Origin of the sequence: Escherichia sp. E.sYA108, from assembly GCF_011754335.1 — a bacterium.
In the GTDB taxonomy this organism is placed as follows: Bacteria; Pseudomonadota; Gammaproteobacteria; order Enterobacterales; family Enterobacteriaceae; genus Escherichia; species Escherichia coli.
Window position 1 is genome coordinate 1,856,155 of the sequence record NZ_JAAQVZ010000001.1, and the last position, 20,493, is coordinate 1,876,647.

Genomic DNA, 20,493 nt, shown 5'->3' on the forward strand with positions numbered 1-20,493 from the left:
CTGAAACGTTTCGCGGAATGATACTAGTGTAGCCAGCCAATAAGGGAGAAAAATGGAGGAATTATGAAACACTGTCGGGAATCGTCTGAATGACGGGCACTTTTGCGAGCACACATCCAGTAATAACACATGAAACTATTTTATCTACGCGTTAGCGATAGACTGCTTGCATGGCGAAAGGAGATAAGCCGACGATTTCAGCGGGACGCTGAAACGGGAAAGCCCCTCCCGAGGAAGGGGCCATAAATAAGGAAAGGGTCATGATGAAGTGGATCATCATCGTGGTGCTCTTAGTCATAAGCTTCCCGGCTTACTAAGACTACCAGGGCGGGGGAAACCCCGCTCAACCCTCATTCCTGAAAGTATGCCTTCACGGTCCAATTGTCAATCCGCAGACTTTGCAGTCTGCGATCCTGCCAGCAAATATTCTTTGCGAGTCGTTACGCAATAATCACACTTGAAACTATTTTATCCGCAAGTCAGCGATAGACTGCATACAGGGCGAAAGGAGGTAAGCCGAAGATTTCAGCGGGACGCTGAAACGGGAAAGCCCCTCCCGAGGAAGGGGCCTTAAATAAGGAAAGGGTCATGATGAAGCTACTCATCATCGTGGTGCTCTTAGTCATTAGCTACCCAGCATACTAAGACTACCAGGGCGGGGAAAACCCCGCTCTACCCTCACTCCTGAAATTATGTCACTCAACCCTTGTTGTCAATCTGTAAGCCCACGTTCTTGCGAGGCGAATAGCAAAATCTTCTGCGCTGCCGGGCCTAATTCTGAAAGTTTCTTCGTTTGCTCTTATTTCATTATTGCAGTCGGTATGATACTGGACCTCAATAATTCTCTAAGAAAGGATTTCTTATGAGCGAACAAATCACGTTTGCCACCAGCGATTTTGCCAGTAACCCGGAACCACGTTGCCCCTGCATTTTGCTGCTGGATGTTTCTGGTTCTATGAACGGTAGACCCATTAATGAACTTAACGCCGGATTGGTTACCTTTCGCGATGAGCTGCTTGCCGATTCGCTGGCCTTAAAAAGAGTGGAACTCGGCATTGTGACGTTCGGCCCGGTGCATGTGGAACAACCCTTTACCAGCGCCGCTAATTTTTTCCCGCCCATCCTGTTTGCCCAGGGCGATACACCAATGGGCTCTGCCATTACCAAAGCCCTGGATATGGTTGAGGAGCGGAAACGTGAATATCGTGCCAATGGTATTTCCTATTATCGTCCGTGGATTTTCCTGATCACCGATGGTGCACCAACCGATGAGTGGCAGGCTGCCGCCAACAAAGTGTTTCAGGGGGAAGAAGATAAGAAGTTTGCCTTCTTTACCATCGGCGTTCAGGGGGCGGATATGAAGACGCTGGCACAAATCAGCGTTCGTCAGCCTTTGCCACTGCAGGGATTACAATTCCGTGAACTGTTTAGCTGGTTATCCAGTTCGCTGCGTTCGGTTTCCCGCTCCACGCCGGGAACGGAAGTTGTGCTGGAAGCGCCAAAAGGCTGGACGTCAGTGTGAGCTGGCGACTGGTCTATGCATCAGCCGTTGGAACGTCGCACATCAGTGCGGACTTGCCTTGCCAGGATGCCTGCCAGATACAGGTTGCCTGGCTAAATGACCAGCAGCCATTATTGTCGGTATTTGTCGCTGATGGCGCAGGTAGCGCCTCGCAGGGAGGCGAAGGTGCGATGCTCGCCGTCAATGAAGCGATGGCTTATATGTCGCAAAAAGTGCAGGGCGGGGAATTGGGGCTTAATGATGTCCTCGCAACGGACATTGTGCTGACCATTCGTCAGCGACTTTTTGCCGAGGCGGAAGCCAAAGAATTAGCGGTTCGCGATTTTGCCTGCACGTTTTTGGGATTGATTTCATCAGCTAATGGCACCTTGATTATGCAGATTGGCGATGGCGGCGTGGTGGTAGATTTGGGGCACGGTTTGCAACTGCCGCTCACGCCGATGGTGGGGGAATATGCCAATATGACGCACTTCATTACTGATGAAGATGCCGTTTCCAGACTGGAAACTTTCACCAGCACTGAGCGCGCGCATAAAGTTGCAGCATTTACGGATGGTATTCAGCGACTGGCGTTAAATATGCTGGATAATTCTCCGCATGTGCCTTTCTTTACCCCGTTTTTCAATGGACTGGCGTCAGCAACGCAGGAACAACTCGATTTATTACCTGAATTGTTAAAGCAGTTTTTGTCCAGCCCGGCGGTAAACGAGCGTACGGATGATGATAAAACGTTGGCACTGGCTATGTGGTTACCATGAAACCCACTTTATATACTGCTACTGGTGAGTGCGTTACGCCAGGCCGTGAACTGGGCAAAGGCGGCGAAGGTGCGGTTTATGATATCGAGGAGTTTGTCGATAGCGTCGCCAAGATTTATCACACGCCGCCACCCGCCTTAAAACAGGACAAACTTGCCTTTATGGCTGCGACAGCTGACGCGCAGTTGTTGAATTATGTCGCCTGGCCGCAGGCAACGCTTCACGGTGGACGAGGCGGAAAAGTTATCGGTTTTATGATGCCAAAAGTTTCTGGTAAAGAACCGATTCATATGATCTATAGCCCGGCACATCGTCGCCAGAGTTACCCTCATTGTGCGTGGGATTTTCTACTCTATGTTGCGCGCAATATTGCTTCATCTTTTGCTACGGTTCACGAGCACGGGCACGTCGTGGGGGACGTAAACCAGAACAGCTTTATGGTAGGTCGCGACAGCAAAGTGGTGTTGATCGATAGTGACTCCTTTCAGATTAACGCCAATGGCACACTGCATTTATGCGAAGTCGGCGTGTCGCATTTTACGCCGCCAGAGCTACAAACCTTGCCATCATTTGTCGGTTTTGAACGTACCGCGAATCACGATAATTTTGGCCTTGCGTTGCTGATTTTTCACATCTTGTTTGGTGGGCGGCATCCTTATTCCGGTGTACCGCTTATCTCTGATGCAGGTAATGCGCTGGAGACGGATATTGCCCATTTCCGTTATGCCTACGCCTCAGATAATCAGCGACGTGGTTTAAAACCGCCGCCACGATCGATTCCGCTGTCGATGTTACCGGGCGATGTTGAAGCCATGTTTCAGCAGGCATTCACGGAAAGTGGCGTGGCAACCGGGCGTCCGACGGCAAAAGCGTGGGTAGCGGCACTTGATTTACTACGCCAACAGTTAAAGAAATGTACCGTTTCGGCAATGCATGTTTACCCCGCTCATTTGACTGACTGCCCGTGGTGTGCGCTGGATAATCAAGGCGTTATCTATTTTATTGATCTCGGCGAAGAGGTCATTACCACCGGCGGTGATTTTGTGCTGGCGAGAGTCTGGGCGATGGTGATGGCATCAGTAGCACCGCCAGCATTGCAACTGCCATTACCCGATCATTTCCAACCGACTGGCAGGCCGCTTCCTTCAGGCCTGTTACGGCGCGAATACATCATTCTGATTGAGATCGCACTGTCAGCGTTATCGCTGTTGCTTTGCGGCCTTCAGGCAGAACCGCGTTATATTATTTTGATTCCTGTGCTGGCGGCTATCTGGATTATTGGCAGCCTGACAAGCAAAGCGTACAAAGCAGAAATCCAGCAACGCCGTGAGGCGTTTAATCGCGCGAAAATGGACTATGACCATTTAGTCAGCCAGATCCAACACTTGGGCGGGCTGGAAGGTTTTATCGCCAAACGGGCGATGCTCGAAAAAATGAAGGACGAAATTCTCGGGTTACCGGAAGAAGAGAAACGCGCTCTGGTAGCACTTCACGACACCGCAAGGGAACGGCAGAAGCAGAAGTTTCTGGAGGGATTTTTTATTGATGTTGCCTCTATTCCCAGCGTTGGCCCTGCGCGTAAAGCGGCGTTACGGTCCTTTGGTATTGAAACAGCAGCGGATGTTACCCGACGGAGCGTTAAGCAAGTAAAAGGTTTTGGTGATCATCTGACCCAGGCGGTTATCGACTGGAAAGCGAGCTGTGAACGCCGTTTTGTGTTCAGGCCGAACGAAGCGGTAACGCCTGCAGACAGACAAGCGGTAATGGCAAAAATAGCCGCCAAACGACATCGGCTGGAATCGGCGCTGACTGTCGGTGCGACAGAGTTGCAGCGATTCCGCCTTCATGCGCCAGCACGGACCATGCCGTTGATGGAACCGCTACGTCAGGCGGCAGAAAAACTGGCTCAGGCGCAGGCAGATTTAAGCCGTTGCTGAGCCATTTTTCAATTAACGAAACACCACTTCCGCCCAGCGTGCCAGCCCGGCGGTGACGGAGCCAAAGTCATCGCCGCCTGCAACCGGAATGCCCGGCAACTGTTCTGCCAGCGCTTTTTTAATCAGCGGCGAACGGGCGCTACCGCCGGTCAGGTAGATAACGTCCGGTTTTTCCTGGGCGTTATCCAGCGCCAGTTGCACCTGTTCCAGAATCCGCGCCAGTGGCTGGCTGAGGGCGCTTTCCAGCCCTTGCTGGCTAATCAGCGTAGCCAGTTCATCGCTGATAAACGGCAGTGAGGCGCGGGTTTCCGCTACACTTGAAAGGGCGATTTTGCTCTCTTCTGCGCTACGCACCAGGCGATAGCTTAAACGCTGACGCCAGACTTTCTGTAACAGGGCCACTTTTTCCGGTTCACGGGCATCGCGTACCAGATCGTTAAGCAGACGACCGTTAGCACTACTGTAGAAATCACTTTGCGCAGGAACGTCGTTGATCGCAACCGCATTCCACCACGGCAGAATCGGCAGGGCGATGCCTTTTTCGGTTTCGCCACCCATGCCCAGTAACGGCATCAGGTTCTTAAACGCCAGTGCGATATCCAGATCGTTACCACCAATACGGCAACCACTATGACCCAGCAGGCTGGCTTCACGATCGAGACGCGAACGCCATTGCGGCCCCATCAGCAGCAATGAACAGTCAGTCGTACCACCGCCGATATCCACTACCAGCACTCGTTTTTCTTCCTGCAAGGTGGCTTCGTAATCCAGCCCAGCCGCGACCGGCTCGTACTGGAATACCACATCCTTAAACCCGGCACGCTTCGCCGCGCGTTCCAGAATCCCTTGCGCCTGGGTGTTTGCTTCATCACCGCCCAGCCCCTGGAAGTTGATCGGGCGACCAATCACCGCCTGAGTAATTGCCTCCGGCAGCTGCGCCTGCGCCTGTTGGCGAATGTGCAACATCATTGCGCAGACCAGATCCTCAAACAGCGCTACCTGCTGCGGTTTTAAGCCGCTGGCACCGAGGAACGATTTTGGTGATTTCACAAACCACACTTCTTCTGGATCATCAATGTACTGTGCCAGTGAGGAAAGACCGAACTGCACGCTTTTCGCCGTAACATCGATATCTTCTTCGCGGTTATAACGAATCGCCCGACGCAACAGCGCCTGCGTTTCATCGTCGTCTGCCGGAACATCATGATGGCGGTACAGCCATTCGCTTACAGCTTCACGCGTTGGCGCGCAAAGCATTGAAGGCAGCAGCGTGCTGTCGTTTTCCATTTTTAGCAAATGCGGTTTACCGTCGCGCATGACCGCCACTGAACAGTTTGCTGTACCGTAATCAAAACCAATAAACACGAAATAATCCCCATGCCGGTGAAGAAGGGGCGTGACTTTAGCGAAATGTTGCCGTCGCGACAACCGGAATATGAAAGCAAAGCGTAACGTCTGAATAACGTTTATGCTGAAAGCGGATTAACAAGGAGATGCGATGTATACCCTGAACTGGCAGCCGCCGTATGACTGGTCGTGGATGTTGGGATTTCTCGCCGCCCGTGCGGTGAGCGGCGTGGAAACGGTCGCGGACAGTTATTATGCCCGTAGTCTGGCGGTAGGCGAATATCGCGGCGTGGTGACTGCTATTCCGGATATAGCCCGCCATACTCTGCACATAAATTTAAGTGCAGGTTTAGAACCTGTTGCCGCAGAGTGTCTGGCGAAAATGAGCCGCCTGTTTGATCTGCAATGTAACCCGCAGATTGTTAACGGTGCGTTGGGCAAGTTAGGCGCGGCGCGGCCAGGATTGCGTTTACCTGGTTGTGTTGACGCTTTTGAGCAGGGCGTGCGGGCGATTTTAGGCCAACTGGTGAGCGTGGCGATGGCGGCAAAATTGACCTCCAGAGTGGCACAGCTTTATGGCGAACGGCTGGATGATTTTCCGGATTATGTCTGCTTCCCCACGCCTCAGCGGCTGGCAGTAGCCGACCTGCAGGCATTAAAAGCGTTAGGTATGCCGTTGAAACGGGCAGAGGCGCTGATTCATCTGGCAAATGCGGCGCTGGAGGGCACCTTACCAATGACAATACCGGGCGACGTAGAACAAGCGATGAAAACGCTGCAAACCTTTCCGGGTATCGGGCGCTGGACTGCAAATTATTTTGCTTTGCGTGGCTGGCAGGCGAAAGATGTTTTTCTGCCGGATGATTATCTGATTAAACAGCGATTTCCGGGAATGACGCCGGCACAAATCCGCCGTTATGCCGAACGCTGGAAGCCCTGGCGTTCTTATGCGCTGTTGCATATCTGGTATACGGAAGGCTGGCAACCAGACGAAGCATGACGTTGGTCGCCGGATGCGGTGCGAGCGCCTTATCCGGCCTGGGGAATGAGCGATTTGTAGGCCTGATAAGACGCGTTAGCGTCGCATCAGGCAATGGGCAAACGCTCCCTTAGTTAATCGCGAAATAACTTCTATTCACCAGCAAATCCAGCGGTTGGGCATTGGCAATCACATCACCATAAATCAGATCGACGCCGATGCCCGAAAGCGTATCCATCACTAAGGGTAAAACGACTGGCCCGGCGATGGTTTTCATCCCGAGTCGCTGAGCGTGCCCCTGAATAATCGTAATCAGCATCTCATCCATCAAATTACCCTGCACGTTGGCGCATAACTCACCATCAAGTAGCAGGTAATCTGCCATATTTGCTTTCAGCGAGTTGAAGATTTGCAGATCGCGGCCTACCTGACTGAATACGATCCGACATCCCGCCAGCCGCAGTTTTTGCACGCTTTCTGCGTGATCGAAAATCGCTTCTGCCGGAATAATCAGATGTAATAACCGTGCTGGTAGAGGGCTATTTTCCAGCTGCTCAAGCAGTTCATTCACCAGCGTGGCGCTACTCAAACCAGCAACGGAAAGGGGAAGGGCGATGCTTAAGCCTTTACTGGCAACCGCTTTTGCGGCCTGCTGGAAAAAATCGTGGCATACCCGTTGGTCAAGAGCATGGCTAAGTGCCGGATCGCTGAAGCTACGACGAAATGTTTGTTCATCAATAATCTCGCTTTCGCAACTCCAGAGCTTAAGTGAAATCAGCCACAAATTACTTGCTTCCGGGAGCCGTGGCGAAGCGATGCCGTGGGCGATCATCATCAACTGATTCTCTTTAATCATCCGCCACTGTTCATCAAGCGATATCGCTGCCCGTTCGCTATGTGCGGCAGCTTGCTGCGGTTCGTAAATCGTCACCCGGCCCCGGCCACCATTTTTGGAGGCATAACAGGCGATATCAGCCTGCGACATCACTTCAGCTGCCTGATGATTGTTGTCATCAATCAAGGTAATCCCGGCACTGGCACCTACCCGATGCACACGTCCTTCCCATATAAAGTGATAGTCATTCACGGCACTGATAATGCGTGTAGCGATAAAACGAGCGCTTTCAACATTGCAGTCTGGCAGTAGCAGACCAAATTCATCACCACCGAGCCGCGCCAGCACGTCGCTGGAGCGCAGCATACTCAGCATCAACGACGCCAGTTCGCGCAGTAAAGCGTCGCCCGCCGCATGCCCGGCGCTGTCATTCACCGCTTTAAAGCGATCAAGATCGATAAACACCAGGGCATGTCGCTGATGCGTACTGTTTACCGTTTGCAGCAGGATACGCAGTTGCTTCTCAAAACTGGCGCGATTGGCGAGATGCGTCAGTGCATCATGGGAGGCGCTGTAGCTCAGCTGGCGCAGCATTTTGCGTGATTCGGTAACGTCCTGAATCACCAGTACCGAGCCTATATTGCTGCCGTCCAGAGTACTTAACGGCGTAATACTGTAATGCACGTCGTAGCTGCCGCCGCTCCGGCAGTGCAATACCACATCTTGTTCGATCGCGGAACGTGAGGTGTCAGCACTGTAAATGTTCTCCATTAATGGTCCGTTGTCGCCAAAAGTAATATGCAACACCGTCAGGAGCGGAACACCTAACGCTTCTTCCTGCGTCCAGCCGCTCATTTTCTCCGCCACTGGATTCATAAAGGTAATTTTCATTGCCATATCAATACAGACCACGGCTTCGCCGATGGAGTCCAGCGTAATGTGCAGGCGCTCTTTTTCCTGAAACAATGCCTCGTTAAGCTGTTTAACCTCCGTCATATCCATATTAATGCCGAGCAGGCGTTCGACCTCGCCTTCTTTATTCAGTACCCGGTTGGCGAGGGCGCGGATATGGCGGATGCCATCTTTCACGGCAATGCGAAATTCCAGTTTAAAGGGCGAGCGTGATTGCAACGAATCACGAATCACTTTTTCGGCGTGCTGGCGATCTTCCGGCAGCACGCACTCGTACCACACCTGCCAGTTCGGTTTGATATGCGGAGGAATTTCATACAGCTCGAACATCCGCTTATCCCAACTAAAAATATTCGGCTTCAGCTCCCACTCCCAGATGCCAATCCCGCCCGCTTCGTTGGCCAGCGTGATGCGCTCCATCAGTTGCTGATTGACCTGTTCGGTGCGTTTTAGCTCGTTAATGTCTTCAATCTGAGCGATAAAATAGAGCGGCGTGCCATCCGTGTGGCGCACCAGTGAGACGGCAAGCAACGCCCAGACAACATCGCCATTGCGGTTGTAGTAACGTTTTTCCATTGAATAGGTGTTTATTTCACCGCTTATCAGCTTTTCAACCTGTTGGAGATCTTTATTGAGATCCTCCGGCCAGGTCAGTTGCTGAAAGGTGAGTCCGCGCAGCTCTTCCTGACTGTAACCGAGAAACTGGCAGAGCGCTTTGTTGGATTGCAGCCATTGTCCCTCGGTGCCCACTAACGCCATGCCGATAGCGGAATATTCCATCGCGTTCCGAAAGCGGGTTTCGCTTTCGGAAATGTGTTTGCGTTCCGCACGAAAGGCATACATCACCATCGTCATGATGTTGGCGGGCAGCAGGATCAGCAAAAACGGTAGCCACGGCATATGGCTCATCAGGTACGTACGCGGCGTAGCAAGCAGGGAGGGATCCGCGGCCATCATCAGCGACACCATCATCACCGTGGTAAGGAAGATCAAAAAGGCTTCCATTCGTGGCAGGCGCACGGCGCTCCACATCAACAGCACAATAATGAAAGTAAAAGGCCACGGCAGATACAGCATCGAAAGCCAGCTTAACGTCAGCGTGATGGCTAACGTGAGCAGCGACTCAAAAAGCAACCTTGGGTTGCGATGGCGCAGCAGATAGTGTGGTTTAAATAACAATCCCAGCGGCACCAGTGCCAGAGCGCCGATGGATTCTGACAGTACCCATATCAAAAATGCCCTGAGAGGATCGTCTCCGGGCGTCAGCAGGACAACCAGAACACCCCCCAACAGAGGCGGAATAATGGCGCTGCCGAGTGCCAGACGCAGCCAGTCAGCCAGATTTTGCAAGGGGTTATACCACGGCAGCAATTTACGTAGCAGCACTGCCCCGACCACGGCTTCAACAATATTGATGGTCGTCCAGGTCATGTTCAGCGAGCTGGTGGAAAAAAGCAGGATGGATGCGGCGATATTTCCCAGCGAGCAGCTCAGCGCAATTCCCGGCCACATGCGCCCGGCATGGCGATAAAACGCCACCATCATGATGGAGGTCGGGAACCACAGTGGGGCGAGTTGGGTGCCAAACTGCGAAAGCTCAAGTGAGAAAAGGGTGAAGATAAACGAGACTAAACCTAAACTGACCAGGTGAAGCAGCGGGTGGGGCAGGGCAATTAATACATGCTGTGATTGTTTGCTCATTACCGCTTTATCCGCAAGGCCAGGTCGCCAGTATTCGTTTCTGTGTTTATGCTAGTACAAAAGTTTTACATTTTATATGCGAATTGCTCATAAAGTGACGTAAAGGCGGATAATTTGCGCAACTGCGTATAACATTTTTTACCTTGTATAAAACTGATCAACGTAATTTGCCACCGGGAATTCTTCGTCAACAATTAACTCTGAGCGCGCGGCAACGCTATTCGACTGGTATCAGGCGGATGAAATCCCTATAATTGCCGCGTTTGGCGCTTCGTCGCCCCCTTCCTAACATCCAGGTTAATCAGGTCGCTAAATATATGACTGATCAGTCTCATCAGTGCGTCATTATCGGTATCGCTGGCGCATCGGCTTCCGGCAAGAGTCTTATTGCCAGTACCCTTTATCGTGAATTACGTGAGCAAGTCGGTGATGAACACATCGGCGTAATTCCCGAAGACTGCTATTACAAAGATCAAAGCCATCTGTCGATGGAAGAACGCGTTAAGACCAACTACGACCATCCCAGCGCGATGGATCACAGCCTGCTGCTTGAGCATTTACAAGCGTTGAAACGCGGCTCGGCAATTGACCTGCCGGTTTACAGCTATGTTGAACATACGCGTATGAAAGAAACGGTGACGGTTGAGCCGAAGAAGGTCATCATTCTCGAAGGCATTTTGTTGCTGACGGATGCGCGTTTACGTGACGAACTTAACTTCTCCATTTTCGTTGATACCCCGCTGGATATCTGCCTGATGCGCCGCATCAAGCGTGACGTTAACGAGCGTGGGCGTTCAATGGATTCAGTGATGGCGCAATATCAAAAAACCGTGCGCCCGATGTTTCTGCAATTCATTGAGCCTTCTAAACAATATGCGGACATTATCGTGCCGCGCGGCGGGAAAAACCGCATCGCGATCGATATATTGAAAGCGAAAATAAGTCAGTTCTTTGAATAAGCTTGATAAATTGTGTACCGTTCAGTGATAACCTGGTATGCCCTTGACGTAATTGGCGTTAAGGGAGTGATGCTCGAAAGGAGAAAATGCCATGCGTCTGTGTGACCGAGATATTGAAGCCTGGCTTGATGAAGGCCGTTTGTCGATCAACCCACGTCCGCCAGTGGAGCGTATTAACGGCGCGACGGTGGATGTGCGCCTGGGCAATAAATTTCGTACCTTCCGTGGTCACACGGCAGCGTTTATCGATCTGAGCGGTCCCAAAGATGAAGTGAGCGCCGCGCTTGACCGCGTGATGAGCGATGAGATCGTTCTCGATGAAAGCGAGGCGTTCTATCTTCACCCAGGAGAGCTGGCGCTGGCGGTGACGCTGGAGTCGGTGACGCTGCCAGCCGATCTGGTGGGCTGGCTGGACGGGCGTTCTTCACTGGCGCGTCTGGGGCTGATGGTGCACGTCACCGCGCACCGTATCGATCCGGGCTGGTCTGGCTGCATTGTGCTGGAGTTTTACAACTCCGGTAAGCTGCCGCTGGCGCTGCGTCCGGGCATGTTAATTGGTGCGCTGAGCTTTGAGCCGCTCTCCGGCCCGGCGGCGCGACCTTACAACCGCCGTGAAGATGCGAAATATCGCAACCAGCAGGGCGCGGTAGCCAGCCGAATCGATAAAGACTAATTCAGGCCCATTGAGGATACCATGAGACGATTTCTGACGACGCTGATGATACTCCTGGTCGTGCTGGTGGCCGGGTTATCTGCGTTAGTGTTGCTGGTGAATCCGAATGATTTCCGCGACTATATGGTCAAGCAAGTTGCTGCACGTAGCGGTTATCAATTGCAGCTCGACGGGCCACTGCGTTGGCACGTCTGGCCGCAGCTTAGTATCCTCTCCGGGCGAATGTCTCTCACCGCCCAGGGCGCAAGCCAGCCACTGGTTCGCGCCGACAACATGCGTCTGGACGTGGCGCTTTTACCACTACTGAGTCATCAACTGAGCGTTAAGCAGGTGATGCTAAAAGGGGCAGTGATCCAACTGACGCCGCAGACGGAAGCAGTGCGCAGTGAAGACGCTCCGGTTGCACCGCGCGACAATACCTTGCCGGATCTGTCAGACGATCGCGGATGGTCGTTTGATATATCCAGTCTTAAGGTGGCGGACAGCGTTCTGGTGTTCCAGCATGAAGATGACGAGCAGGTGACAATCCGCAATATCCGCCTGCAAATGGAACAAGATCCCCAACATCGTGGCTCATTTGAGTTTTCCGGGCGGGTTAATCGCGATCAGCGCGATCTCACATTATCCCTTAACGGTACGGTGGATGCTTCTGATTATCCGCATGATTTAACGGCGGCTATTGAACAAATTAACTGGCAGTTGCAGGGTGCCGATTTACCAAAACAAGGTATTCAGGGGCAGGGGAGTTTCCAGGTCCAGTGGCAGGAGTCACATAAACGCCTTTCATTTAACCAAATTAGTTTGACCGCCAATGACAGTACGCTGAGCGGGCAAGCACAGGTCACGTTGACAGAGAAACCGGAATGGCAGCTGAGACTGCAATTCCCGCAACTGAATCTTGACAACCTCATCCCCCTTAATGAAACAGCGAACGGTGAGAACGGTGCCGCGCAGCAAGGGCAGAGCCAATCAACGTTGCCGCGCCCGGTCATTTCTTCGCGTATTGATGAACCGGCCTATCAGGGACTGCAAGGCTTTACGGCTGATATTTTGTTGCAGGCCAGTAACGTGCGCTGGCGCGGAATGAATTTTACAGATGTTGCCACGCAAATGACCAACAAGTCGGGTTTGCTGGAAATTACTCAACTGCAGGGCAAACTTAACGGTGGACAGGTTTCACTGCCGGGCACGTTGGACGCGACATCAATAAATCCGCGGATAAACTTCCAGCCACGGCTGGAAAACGTTGAGATTGGCACCATTCTGAAGGCGTTTAACTATCCGATTTCGTTGACCGGAAAGATGTCACTGGCTGGTGATTTCTCCGGTGCTGACATAGATGCCGACGCATTCCGCCACAACTGGCAAGGACAGGCACATGTCGAAATGACCGACACACGCATGGAAGGGATGAACTTCCAGCAGATGATTCAGCAAGCGGTAGAACGTAATGGTGGTGATGTGAAGGCCGCTGAAAACTTCGATAACGTGACGCGTCTTGACCGCTTTACCACCGATTTGACGTTGAAGGATGGCGTCGTGACGTTAAACGACATGCAAGGTCAATCGCCCATGCTGGCGCTTTCCGGGGCTGGTACGTTGAATCTGGCGGAGCAAACCTGCGACACCCAGTTTGATATTCGGGTCGTGGGTGGCTGGAACGGAGAAAGCAAACTGATTGATTTCCTCAAAGAAACGCCAGTACCGCTGCGGGTTTATGGCAACTGGCAGCAACTTAATTACAGCCTGCAAGTGGATCAGTTACTGCGTAAACATCTACAGGATGAAGCAAAACGCCGTCTTAACGACTGGGCCGAGCGGAATAAAGATTCCCGCAATGGCAAAGATGTGAAGAAGTTGCTGGAGAAGATGTAGGTTACCTGGTGAGCTGTCCTGTAGGCCTGATAAGACGCGTAAAGCGTCGCATCAGGCCTACATGCCATCACACCTCGTACTCCATCTCGCCATCCTTATGCAGCGGAATAATCTGTACCTTCTGCACGCGATGGCTTTCCACCTGCAACGTTTTAAGCAAATAATTCCCCACCTGAACTTCTTCGCCAGGTTTTGGAATACGTTGCAAATATTCCATCAATAGCCCGGCAATGGTGTGATATTCACGTTTTTCATCCAGCGGCAACGGCACATATTGCACCAGATCTTCCAGCGGCATATGACCATTCGCCGTCCAGGAACCGTCCGCATTCTTCTGAATATCATGGCGGGCGTCGATCTCTTCCACTTCGTTCGGTAAGTTACCGGCAATGGTTTCAGTGACGTCACTTAATGTCACAATCCCTTCCACCGAGCCAAACTCATCCACCACAAAAGCAAAGTGTGTGCGGGCATTACGGAACTGCTCCAGGGCAGGTAACAACGGCAAGGTTTCCGGGAACACCAGCGGCTGGCGAATCAACACCCGCAGGTTGAGCGGTTCGCCGCGCAGTGACTGTTGTAACAGGTCGATAACGTGAACAACACCGAGCAAATCTTCTGCGTCATCGCCATCAGTAACGACAAGCCGCGTATGCTGATTTCGCTCCAGTAACTGGCGGATCTCATCTTCCGGCGCGTTGAGATCGATATGCTCAATATCGTGGCGCGACGTCATAATGCTGCTGACGGTACGCTGGTTAAGATTAAGTACCCGCTCAATCATCCGCCGTTCCTGCGGATTAAAGATTTGCTGGTTACCATGATCCACCAGCATAGACGCGGTTTCGGCGTCCAGTTCCGCATCTTCTTTTTGCCCGCTAAGCAGGCGCATTACCGCTTCGGTAGTCCGCTGGCGCAGTGTCTGGTTAGCGGAAAGAAAACGTCGCCGGTTAAAGATAGCCAACTGATTGAGCGCCTCGATCATCACCGAGAAACCAATGGCAGCGTACAGGTAGCCTTTCGGAATGACGAAGCCGAAACCTTCCGCCACCAGGCTAAAGCCAATCATCAACAGGAAGCTTAAGCAGAGAATAACGATCGTCGGGTGACTGTTAACAAACTGGGTTAACGGCTTGCTGGCCATCAACATCAGGCTAATAGCGATAACGACGGCGGCCATCATGACCAGTAAATGGTCGACCATCCCGACGGCGGTAATCACCGAGTCGAGTGAGAAGATGGCGTCCAGCACCACAATTTGTGTCACCACCCCCCAGAACTTCGCACCTTTGCGTTGTGTGGGGTTATTGCTGTCTTTCCCTTCCAGCCGTTCGTTCAACTCCATCGTGGCTTTGAACAACAGGAAGAAACCACCAAACAGCATGATTAAGTCGCGGGCGCTAAAGGTAAACGAGCGGAAGCTGAACAGCGGTTGAGTCAGGGTGACCAGCCAGGAGATTGACGCCAGCAGTAACAGGCGCATTAACATCGCCAGCAGGAGCCCGGTAACCCGTGCGCGGTCGCGCTGCTTAGGCGGTAGTTTTTCGGCGAGGATGGCAATAAAGACCAGGTTATCAATGCCGAGGACCAGTTCGATCACAATCAGCGTGATTAATCCAGCCCAGATAGACGGATCGGCAATCCATTCCATAGTAAGTACAAAACCTATTCGTTGTATGACAAATGTCACAATTCGATCATGGATAAATCGGGGCAAAAATGCAATGTTGCAGCACTATTTATCTCATATTATTTGAGGGTTATAACTTCACATTATCCCCGAATTATAAGTGGTAATAATAAAGTGTTATTTAAGAAATATCGCATGTGGAGACGCCATATTAAATATTGTCAACCTAAAGAAACTCCTAAAAACCATATTGAATGACACTTAATATAATTCTTAAAAATAGCCAATTGCCGAATTGTTACCTTGCCTGCTATTCCGTTAGCTGTAACACTTCCTCCTGCATTATTGGAGAGCCAATATTCAATTACCATAATGTCACCTTATATTCGGAAATTAATTTCCGCAATAACCCTTTCTCATCAACGACTGTATGCAGAGAGGGTTTGAAAAATTAAACTAAATCAGTGTATTGGTAGCTAAAAAGCCAGGGGCGGTAGCGTGTCTGGATGCCTGAAAGACCAGTCTGAATTATTCTGTCAATAGCCTGCGGATGAAATCAATTTTTTTAGGACTGATGCCAGTTAAATTTTTATTCAATTAACTGCAAGGTAAATGTGCATGGCGACATTGCTATTAATAGTGCACAGGATAATTACTCTGCCAAAGTGATAAATAAACAATGATGAAATCCAAAATGAAATTGATGCCATTATTGGTGTCAGTAACCTTGATAAGCGGTTGCACAGTACTTCCGGGCAGCAATATGTCGACGATGGGGAAAGACGTCATCAAACAGCAGGACGCTGATTTCGACCTCGACAAAATGGTGAATGTTTATCCGTTAACCCCGCGCCTGATTGATCAATTACGCCCACGACCCAACGTAGCGCGCCCCAATATGACGCTGGAAAGTGAGATCGCGAATTACCAGTATCGCGTCGGGCCGGGGGACGTTCTTAATGTCACCGTCTGGGATCACCCGGAACTCACCACGCCAGCCGGTCAGTACCGCAGCTCCAGCGACACCGGCAACTGGGTACAGCCTGACGGCACCATGTTCTACCCGTATATCGGCAAGGTTCACGTCGTGGGGAAAACGCTCGCTGAAATCCGCAGTGATATTACCGGGCGCTTAGCGACGTACATCTCTGACCCGCAGGTGGACGTTAATATCGCCGCCTTCCGCTCGCAAAAAGCCTATATCTCCGGTCAGGTGAATAAATCCGGTCAACAGGCGATTACCAACGTGCCTCTGACCATTCTCGACGCTATCAACGCCGCAGGTGGCCTGACCGACACCGCTGACTGGCGCAACGTGGTGCTAACACACAATGGTCGTGAAGAGCGCATTTCTTTGCAGGCGCTGATGCAAAACGGCGACCTCAATCAGAACCGACTGCTTTACCCCGGCGATATTCTTTACGTGCCACGTAATGATGATCTGAAAGTGTTTGTGATGGGTGAAGTGAAGAAACAGAGCACCCTGAAAATGGACTTTAGCGGCATGACCCTGACTGAAGCCCTGGGCAATGCTGAAGGCATCGACATGACCACCTCCAACGCCAGCGGCATCTTTGTCATTCGTCCGCTGAAAGGCGAGAGCGGGCGTAACGGCAAGATTGCCAATATCTACCAGCTGGATATGTCCGATGCGACGTCGCTGGTAATGGCGACAGAATTCCGCCTGCAACCTTATGACGTGGTGTATGTCACCACCGCCCCGGTATCCCGCTGGAACCGTCTGATCAATCAGTTGCTGCCAACTATTAGCGGTGTCCGTTACATGACGGATACAGCCAGCGACATTCATAACTGGTAATCGTCATGTTTAACAACATTTTAGTTGTCTGTGTCGGCAATATTTGCCGTTCCCCGACGGCGGAACGCTTACTGCAACGTTATCACCCGGAGCTGAAAGTGGAGTCCGCTGGACTCGGCGCGCTGGTCGGTAAGGGCGCTGACCCTACTGCTATCAGCGTCGCCGCAGAACATCAACTGTCTCTGGAAGGTCACTGTGCACGGCAAATCAGCCGTCGCCTGTGTCGCAACTACGACCTGATTTTGACCATGGAAAAGCGCCATATCGAACGCTTATGCGAGATGGCACCTGAGATGCGCGGCAAAGTGATGCTGTTTGGTCACTGGGATAACGAATGTGAAATCCCCGATCCGTATCGCAAAAGCCGGGAAACGTTTGCAGCGGTGTACACATTACTTGAACGGTCTGCCCGCCAGTGGGCGCAGGCATTGAACGCAGAGCAGGTATAAGAATGACAGAAAAAGTAAAACAACATGCCGCTCCGGTAACGGGCAGTGATGAAATCGATATTGGTCGCCTGGTCGGCACCGTCATTGAAGCGCGCTGGTGGGTGATTGGCATCACCGCTGTATTTGCCCTCTGTTCCGTGGTTTACACTTTCTTCGCCACGCCGATTTATAGTGCCGACGCACTGGTACAAATCGAGCAAAACAGTGGCAATTCGTTAGTGCAGGACATTGGTTCGGCATTAGCCAACAAACCGCCAGCATCGGACGCCGAGATCCAGTTGATTCGTTCGCGTCTGGTGCTTGGTAAAACGGTGGACGATCTCGACCTCGATATTGCGGTGAGCAAAAACACGTTCCCGATTTTCGGTGCGGGCTGGGATCGCCTGATGGGACGTCAGAACGAGACGGTGAAAGTGACCACCTTTAACCGCCCGAAAGAGATGGCGGATCGGGTGTTTACGCTTAATGTGCTTGATGACAAAAACTACACCCTGAGCAGTGATGGCGGCTTTAGCGCCCGTGGGCAAGCGGGCCAGATGCTGAAAAAAGAAGGCGTCACGCTGATGGTTGAAGCTATTCACGCCAGCCCGGGGAGTGAGTTTACCGTCACCAAATACTCCACGCTGGGGATGATCAACCAACTGCAAAACAGCCTGACGGTAACGGAGAACGGCAAAGACGCAGGCGTACTGAGCTTGACTTATACCGGTGAAGATCGCGAACAGATCCGCGACATTCTTAACAGCATCGCCCGTAACTATCAGGAGCAAAATATTGAGCGCAAATCGGCGGAAGCGTCGAAAAGCCTCGCCTTCCTCGCGCAACAGTTACCGGAAGTACGTAGCCGCCTTGATGTTGCCGAAAACAAACTGAATGCCTTCCGTCAGGATAAAGATTCTGTTGATCTGCCGCTGGAAGCGAAAGCGGTGCTCGATTCGATGGTGAACATCGACGCGCAGTTGAACGAACTGACCTTTAAAGAGGCGGAAATCTCCAAGCTGTACACCAAAGTTCATCCGGCGTACCGCACGCTGCTGGAGAAACGGCAGGCGCTGGAAGACGAAAAAGCCAAACTTAATGGTCGCGTAACGGCGATGCCGAAAACCCAGCAGGAAATTGTCCGTCTGACCCGCGATGTCGAGTCTGGGCAGCAGGTCTATATGCAACTGCTGAATAAAGAACAGGAGCTGAAAATCACCGAAGCCAGCACCGTCGGCGATGTGCGCATTGTTGACCCGGCAATCACCCAGCCTGGCGTGCTAAAACCGAAGAAAGGGCTGATTATCCTCGGGGCGATTATCCTTGGCCTGATGCTCTCTATCGTGGGTGTGCTGCTGCGCTCGTTGTTTAATCGCGGCATCGAAAGCCCGCAGGTGCTGGAAGAACACGGTATCAGTGTCTATGCCAGCATCCCGCTGTCGGAGTGGCAGAAAGCGCGCGATAGCGTCAAAACCATCAAAGGGATTAAACGCTATAAACAGAGCCAGCTACTGGCGGTGGGGAATCCAACCGATCTGGCGATTGAAGCCATCCGCAGTCTGCGTACCAGTTTGCACTTCGCGATGATGCAGGCACAGAACAATGTGTTGATGATGACCGGGGTTAGCCCGTCAATCGGTAAAACCTTTGTCTGCGCCAACCTGGCGGCGGTGATTAGCCAGACCAATAAACGGGTGTTGTTGATCGACTGCGATATGCGCAAAGGTTACACCCACGAGCTGTTGGGCACTAATAACGTTAATGGCCTGTCGGAAATTCTGATTGGACAGGGCGATATTACTACCGCGGCTAAACCGACCTCTATTGCCAAATTTGACCTGATCCCGCGCGGTCAGGTACCGCCAAATCCTTCTGAACTGTTGATGAGCGAACGCTTTGCCGAACTGGTGAACTGGGCGAGTAAAAACTACGACCTGGTGTTGATTGATACGCCGCCGATTCTGGCAGTGACCGATGCGGCAATTGTTGGTCGTCATGTCGGAACCACGTTAATGGTGGCGCGTTATGCGGTCAACACATTGAAAGAAGTGGAAACCAGTCTGAGCCGCTTTGAGCAAAACGGTATTCCGGTGAAAGGGGTGATTCTGAACTCCATCTTCCGCCGCGCCAGCGCGTATCAGGATTATGGCTATTACGAATACGAATATAAGTCGGATGCGAAATAACGACGCTTGCATTCGCACCGCCCCGTAGGCCGGATAAGGCGTTCACGCCGCATCCGGCAAGCAAACCAGCTCATAAGCCGGGAGAACAACCTATGAAAGACAATCCGCTGATTTCAATCTATATGCCGACCTGGAACCGCCAACAACTGGCGATTCGGGCGATAAAATCGGTCCTGCGCCAGGACTACAACAACTGGGAGATGATTATCGTGGATGATTGCTCCACCTCCTGGGAACAACTACAACAGTACGTCACCGCCCTCAACGATCCGCGCATCACTTACATTCACAACGACATTAACAGCGGGGCGTGCGCGGTACGTAACCAGGCGATTATGCTGGCGCAAGGGGAATACATCACCGGGATCGATGACGACGATGAATGGACACCCAACCGCCTGAGCGTCTTCCTCGCCCATAAACAGCAACTGGTCACTCACGCCTTTTTGTACGCTAACGACTACGTTTGCCAGGGCGAAGTTTATTCCCAACCGGCAAGCTTGCCGCTGTATCCCAAATCGCCGTATTCACGCCGCCTGTTTTACAAACGCAATATCATTGGCAATCAGGTCTTTACCTGGGCGTGGCGTTTCAAAGAGTGCTTGTTCGATACCGAACTGAAAGCGGCACAGGATTACGACATCTTCCTGCGGATGGTGGTGGAGTACGGCGAACCGTGGAAAGTGGAAGAGGCGACGCAGATCCTGCATATCAATCACGGCGAAATGCAGATCACCTCGTCACCGAAAAAATTCTCCGGATACTTCCACTTTTACCGCAAGCACAAAGACAAATTCGACCGCGCCAGCAAAAAATATCAGCTGTTTACCCTCTACCAGATCCGCAATAAACGCATGACCTGGCGCACTTTGCTGACGCTGCTGTCGGTGCGTAACGGCAAACGTCTGGCTGATGGTATTCGGGGGCGCTAA

Annotated in this window: 17 protein-coding genes; 13 read left to right on the plus strand and 4 right to left on the minus strand. The window is 51.9% G+C overall.

The window, feature by feature from the left end:
* The first annotated feature begins 260 nt into the window (after nucleotides 1–260).
* From HBM92_RS08700 to yegI, 5 genes are all read left to right on the plus strand, one after another.
* Nucleotides 261–317, plus strand: coding sequence for a type I toxin-antitoxin system Ibs family toxin (locus HBM92_RS08700; protein ID WP_012767741.1), 57 nt, complete (start codon nucleotides 261–263; stop codon nucleotides 315–317).
* A 271-nt stretch (nucleotides 318–588) separates the two neighbouring features.
* Nucleotides 589–645, plus strand: a complete 57-nt coding sequence (locus HBM92_RS08705; protein ID WP_001386901.1) for a type I toxin-antitoxin system Ibs family toxin — start codon at nucleotides 589–591, stop codon at nucleotides 643–645.
* A gap of 217 nt (nucleotides 646–862) precedes the next feature.
* Nucleotides 863–1,522, plus strand: coding sequence for a vWA domain-containing protein (locus HBM92_RS08710; protein ID WP_000003165.1), 660 nt, complete (start codon nucleotides 863–865; stop codon nucleotides 1,520–1,522).
* Complete coding sequence (gene pphC / locus HBM92_RS08715) at nucleotides 1,519–2,280, plus strand: protein-serine/threonine phosphatase PphC (protein ID WP_000119037.1); 762 nt, start codon at nucleotides 1,519–1,521, stop codon at nucleotides 2,278–2,280. The genes HBM92_RS08710 and pphC overlap by 4 nt, the downstream gene beginning before the upstream one ends.
* Entirely contained in the window at nucleotides 2,277–4,217 is a 1,941-nt protein-coding gene (gene yegI, locus HBM92_RS08720) for a protein kinase YegI (RefSeq protein ID WP_001327388.1), read from the plus strand. Before pphC ends, yegI begins: the two co-directional genes overlap by 4 nt.
* A 12-nt stretch (nucleotides 4,218–4,229) precedes the next feature.
* Here the strand turns inward: yegI and yegD are convergent, their stop codons facing one another.
* Nucleotides 4,230–5,582 (minus strand): molecular chaperone, encoded by a 1,353-nt coding sequence (yegD, locus tag HBM92_RS08725; RefSeq protein ID WP_000469706.1) that lies wholly within the window; start codon nucleotides 5,580–5,582, stop codon nucleotides 4,230–4,232.
* A gap of 133 nt (nucleotides 5,583–5,715) precedes the next feature.
* Here yegD and alkA point away from each other — a divergent pair, with 133 nt between their 5' ends.
* Nucleotides 5,716–6,564, plus strand: a complete 849-nt coding sequence (gene alkA / locus HBM92_RS08730; protein ID WP_000288390.1) for a DNA-3-methyladenine glycosylase 2 — start codon at nucleotides 5,716–5,718, stop codon at nucleotides 6,562–6,564.
* A 109-nt stretch (nucleotides 6,565–6,673) separates the two neighbouring features.
* Here the strand turns inward: alkA and HBM92_RS08735 are convergent, their stop codons facing one another.
* A complete protein-coding gene (locus HBM92_RS08735) occupies nucleotides 6,674–9,991 on the minus strand; it encodes a diguanylate cyclase (RefSeq protein ID WP_000043712.1) in 3,318 nt (1,105 codons plus the stop codon).
* 317 nt (nucleotides 9,992–10,308) lie between these two features.
* Here HBM92_RS08735 and udk point away from each other — a divergent pair, with 317 nt between their 5' ends.
* The 3 genes from udk to asmA all read left to right on the plus strand — a co-directional run bounded on the left by udk (nucleotide 10,309) and on the right by asmA (nucleotide 13,498).
* Nucleotides 10,309–10,950, plus strand: a complete 642-nt coding sequence (gene udk / locus HBM92_RS08740) for a uridine kinase (protein WP_001295424.1) — start codon at nucleotides 10,309–10,311, stop codon at nucleotides 10,948–10,950.
* Nucleotides 10,951–11,041: 91 nt separating this feature from the next.
* The gene (gene dcd, locus HBM92_RS08745; protein ID WP_001234777.1) at nucleotides 11,042–11,623 is read left to right on the plus strand and encodes a dCTP deaminase; all 582 of its coding nucleotides are present in this window, start codon (nucleotides 11,042–11,044) and stop codon (nucleotides 11,621–11,623) included.
* Nucleotides 11,624–11,644: 21 nt separating this feature from the next.
* A complete protein-coding gene (gene asmA / locus HBM92_RS08750) occupies nucleotides 11,645–13,498 on the plus strand; it encodes an outer membrane assembly protein AsmA (protein WP_001252367.1) in 1,854 nt (617 codons plus the stop codon).
* Nucleotides 13,499–13,565: 67 nt separating this feature from the next.
* On the opposite strand, the gene HBM92_RS08755 is transcribed toward asmA, so the two are convergent.
* On the minus strand, nucleotides 13,566–15,149 hold the full coding sequence (locus tag HBM92_RS08755; protein ID WP_001327390.1) for a TerC family protein: 1,584 nt from the start codon (nucleotides 15,147–15,149) through the stop codon (nucleotides 13,566–13,568).
* 200 nt (nucleotides 15,150–15,349) lie between these two features.
* A complete protein-coding gene (locus tag HBM92_RS08760) occupies nucleotides 15,350–15,499 on the minus strand; it encodes a hypothetical protein (protein ID WP_162829205.1) in 150 nt (49 codons plus the stop codon).
* Nucleotides 15,500–15,807: 308 nt separating this feature from the next.
* On the opposite strand from HBM92_RS08760, the gene wza reads away from it, so the two are divergent.
* The 4 genes from wza to wcaA all read left to right on the plus strand — a co-directional run bounded on the left by wza (nucleotide 15,808) and on the right by wcaA (nucleotide 20,493).
* Nucleotides 15,808–16,947 carry a polysaccharide export protein Wza gene (gene wza, locus HBM92_RS08765; protein WP_000978105.1) on the plus strand — a complete coding sequence of 380 codons (1,140 nt, stop codon included), beginning with the start codon at nucleotides 15,808–15,810 and terminating at the stop codon, nucleotides 16,945–16,947.
* Nucleotides 16,948–16,952: 5 nt separating this feature from the next.
* Nucleotides 16,953–17,396 (plus strand): low molecular weight protein-tyrosine-phosphatase Wzb, encoded by a 444-nt coding sequence (gene wzb / locus HBM92_RS08770; protein ID WP_000482901.1) that lies wholly within the window; start codon nucleotides 16,953–16,955, stop codon nucleotides 17,394–17,396.
* Between the two features lie 2 nt (nucleotides 17,397–17,398).
* A complete protein-coding gene (gene wzc / locus HBM92_RS08775; protein ID WP_000137183.1) occupies nucleotides 17,399–19,561 on the plus strand; it encodes a tyrosine-protein kinase Wzc in 2,163 nt (720 codons plus the stop codon).
* Nucleotides 19,562–19,653: 92 nt separating this feature from the next.
* The gene (gene wcaA, locus HBM92_RS08780; protein ID WP_000654487.1) at nucleotides 19,654–20,493 is read left to right on the plus strand and encodes a colanic acid biosynthesis glycosyltransferase WcaA; all 840 of its coding nucleotides are present in this window, start codon (nucleotides 19,654–19,656) and stop codon (nucleotides 20,491–20,493) included.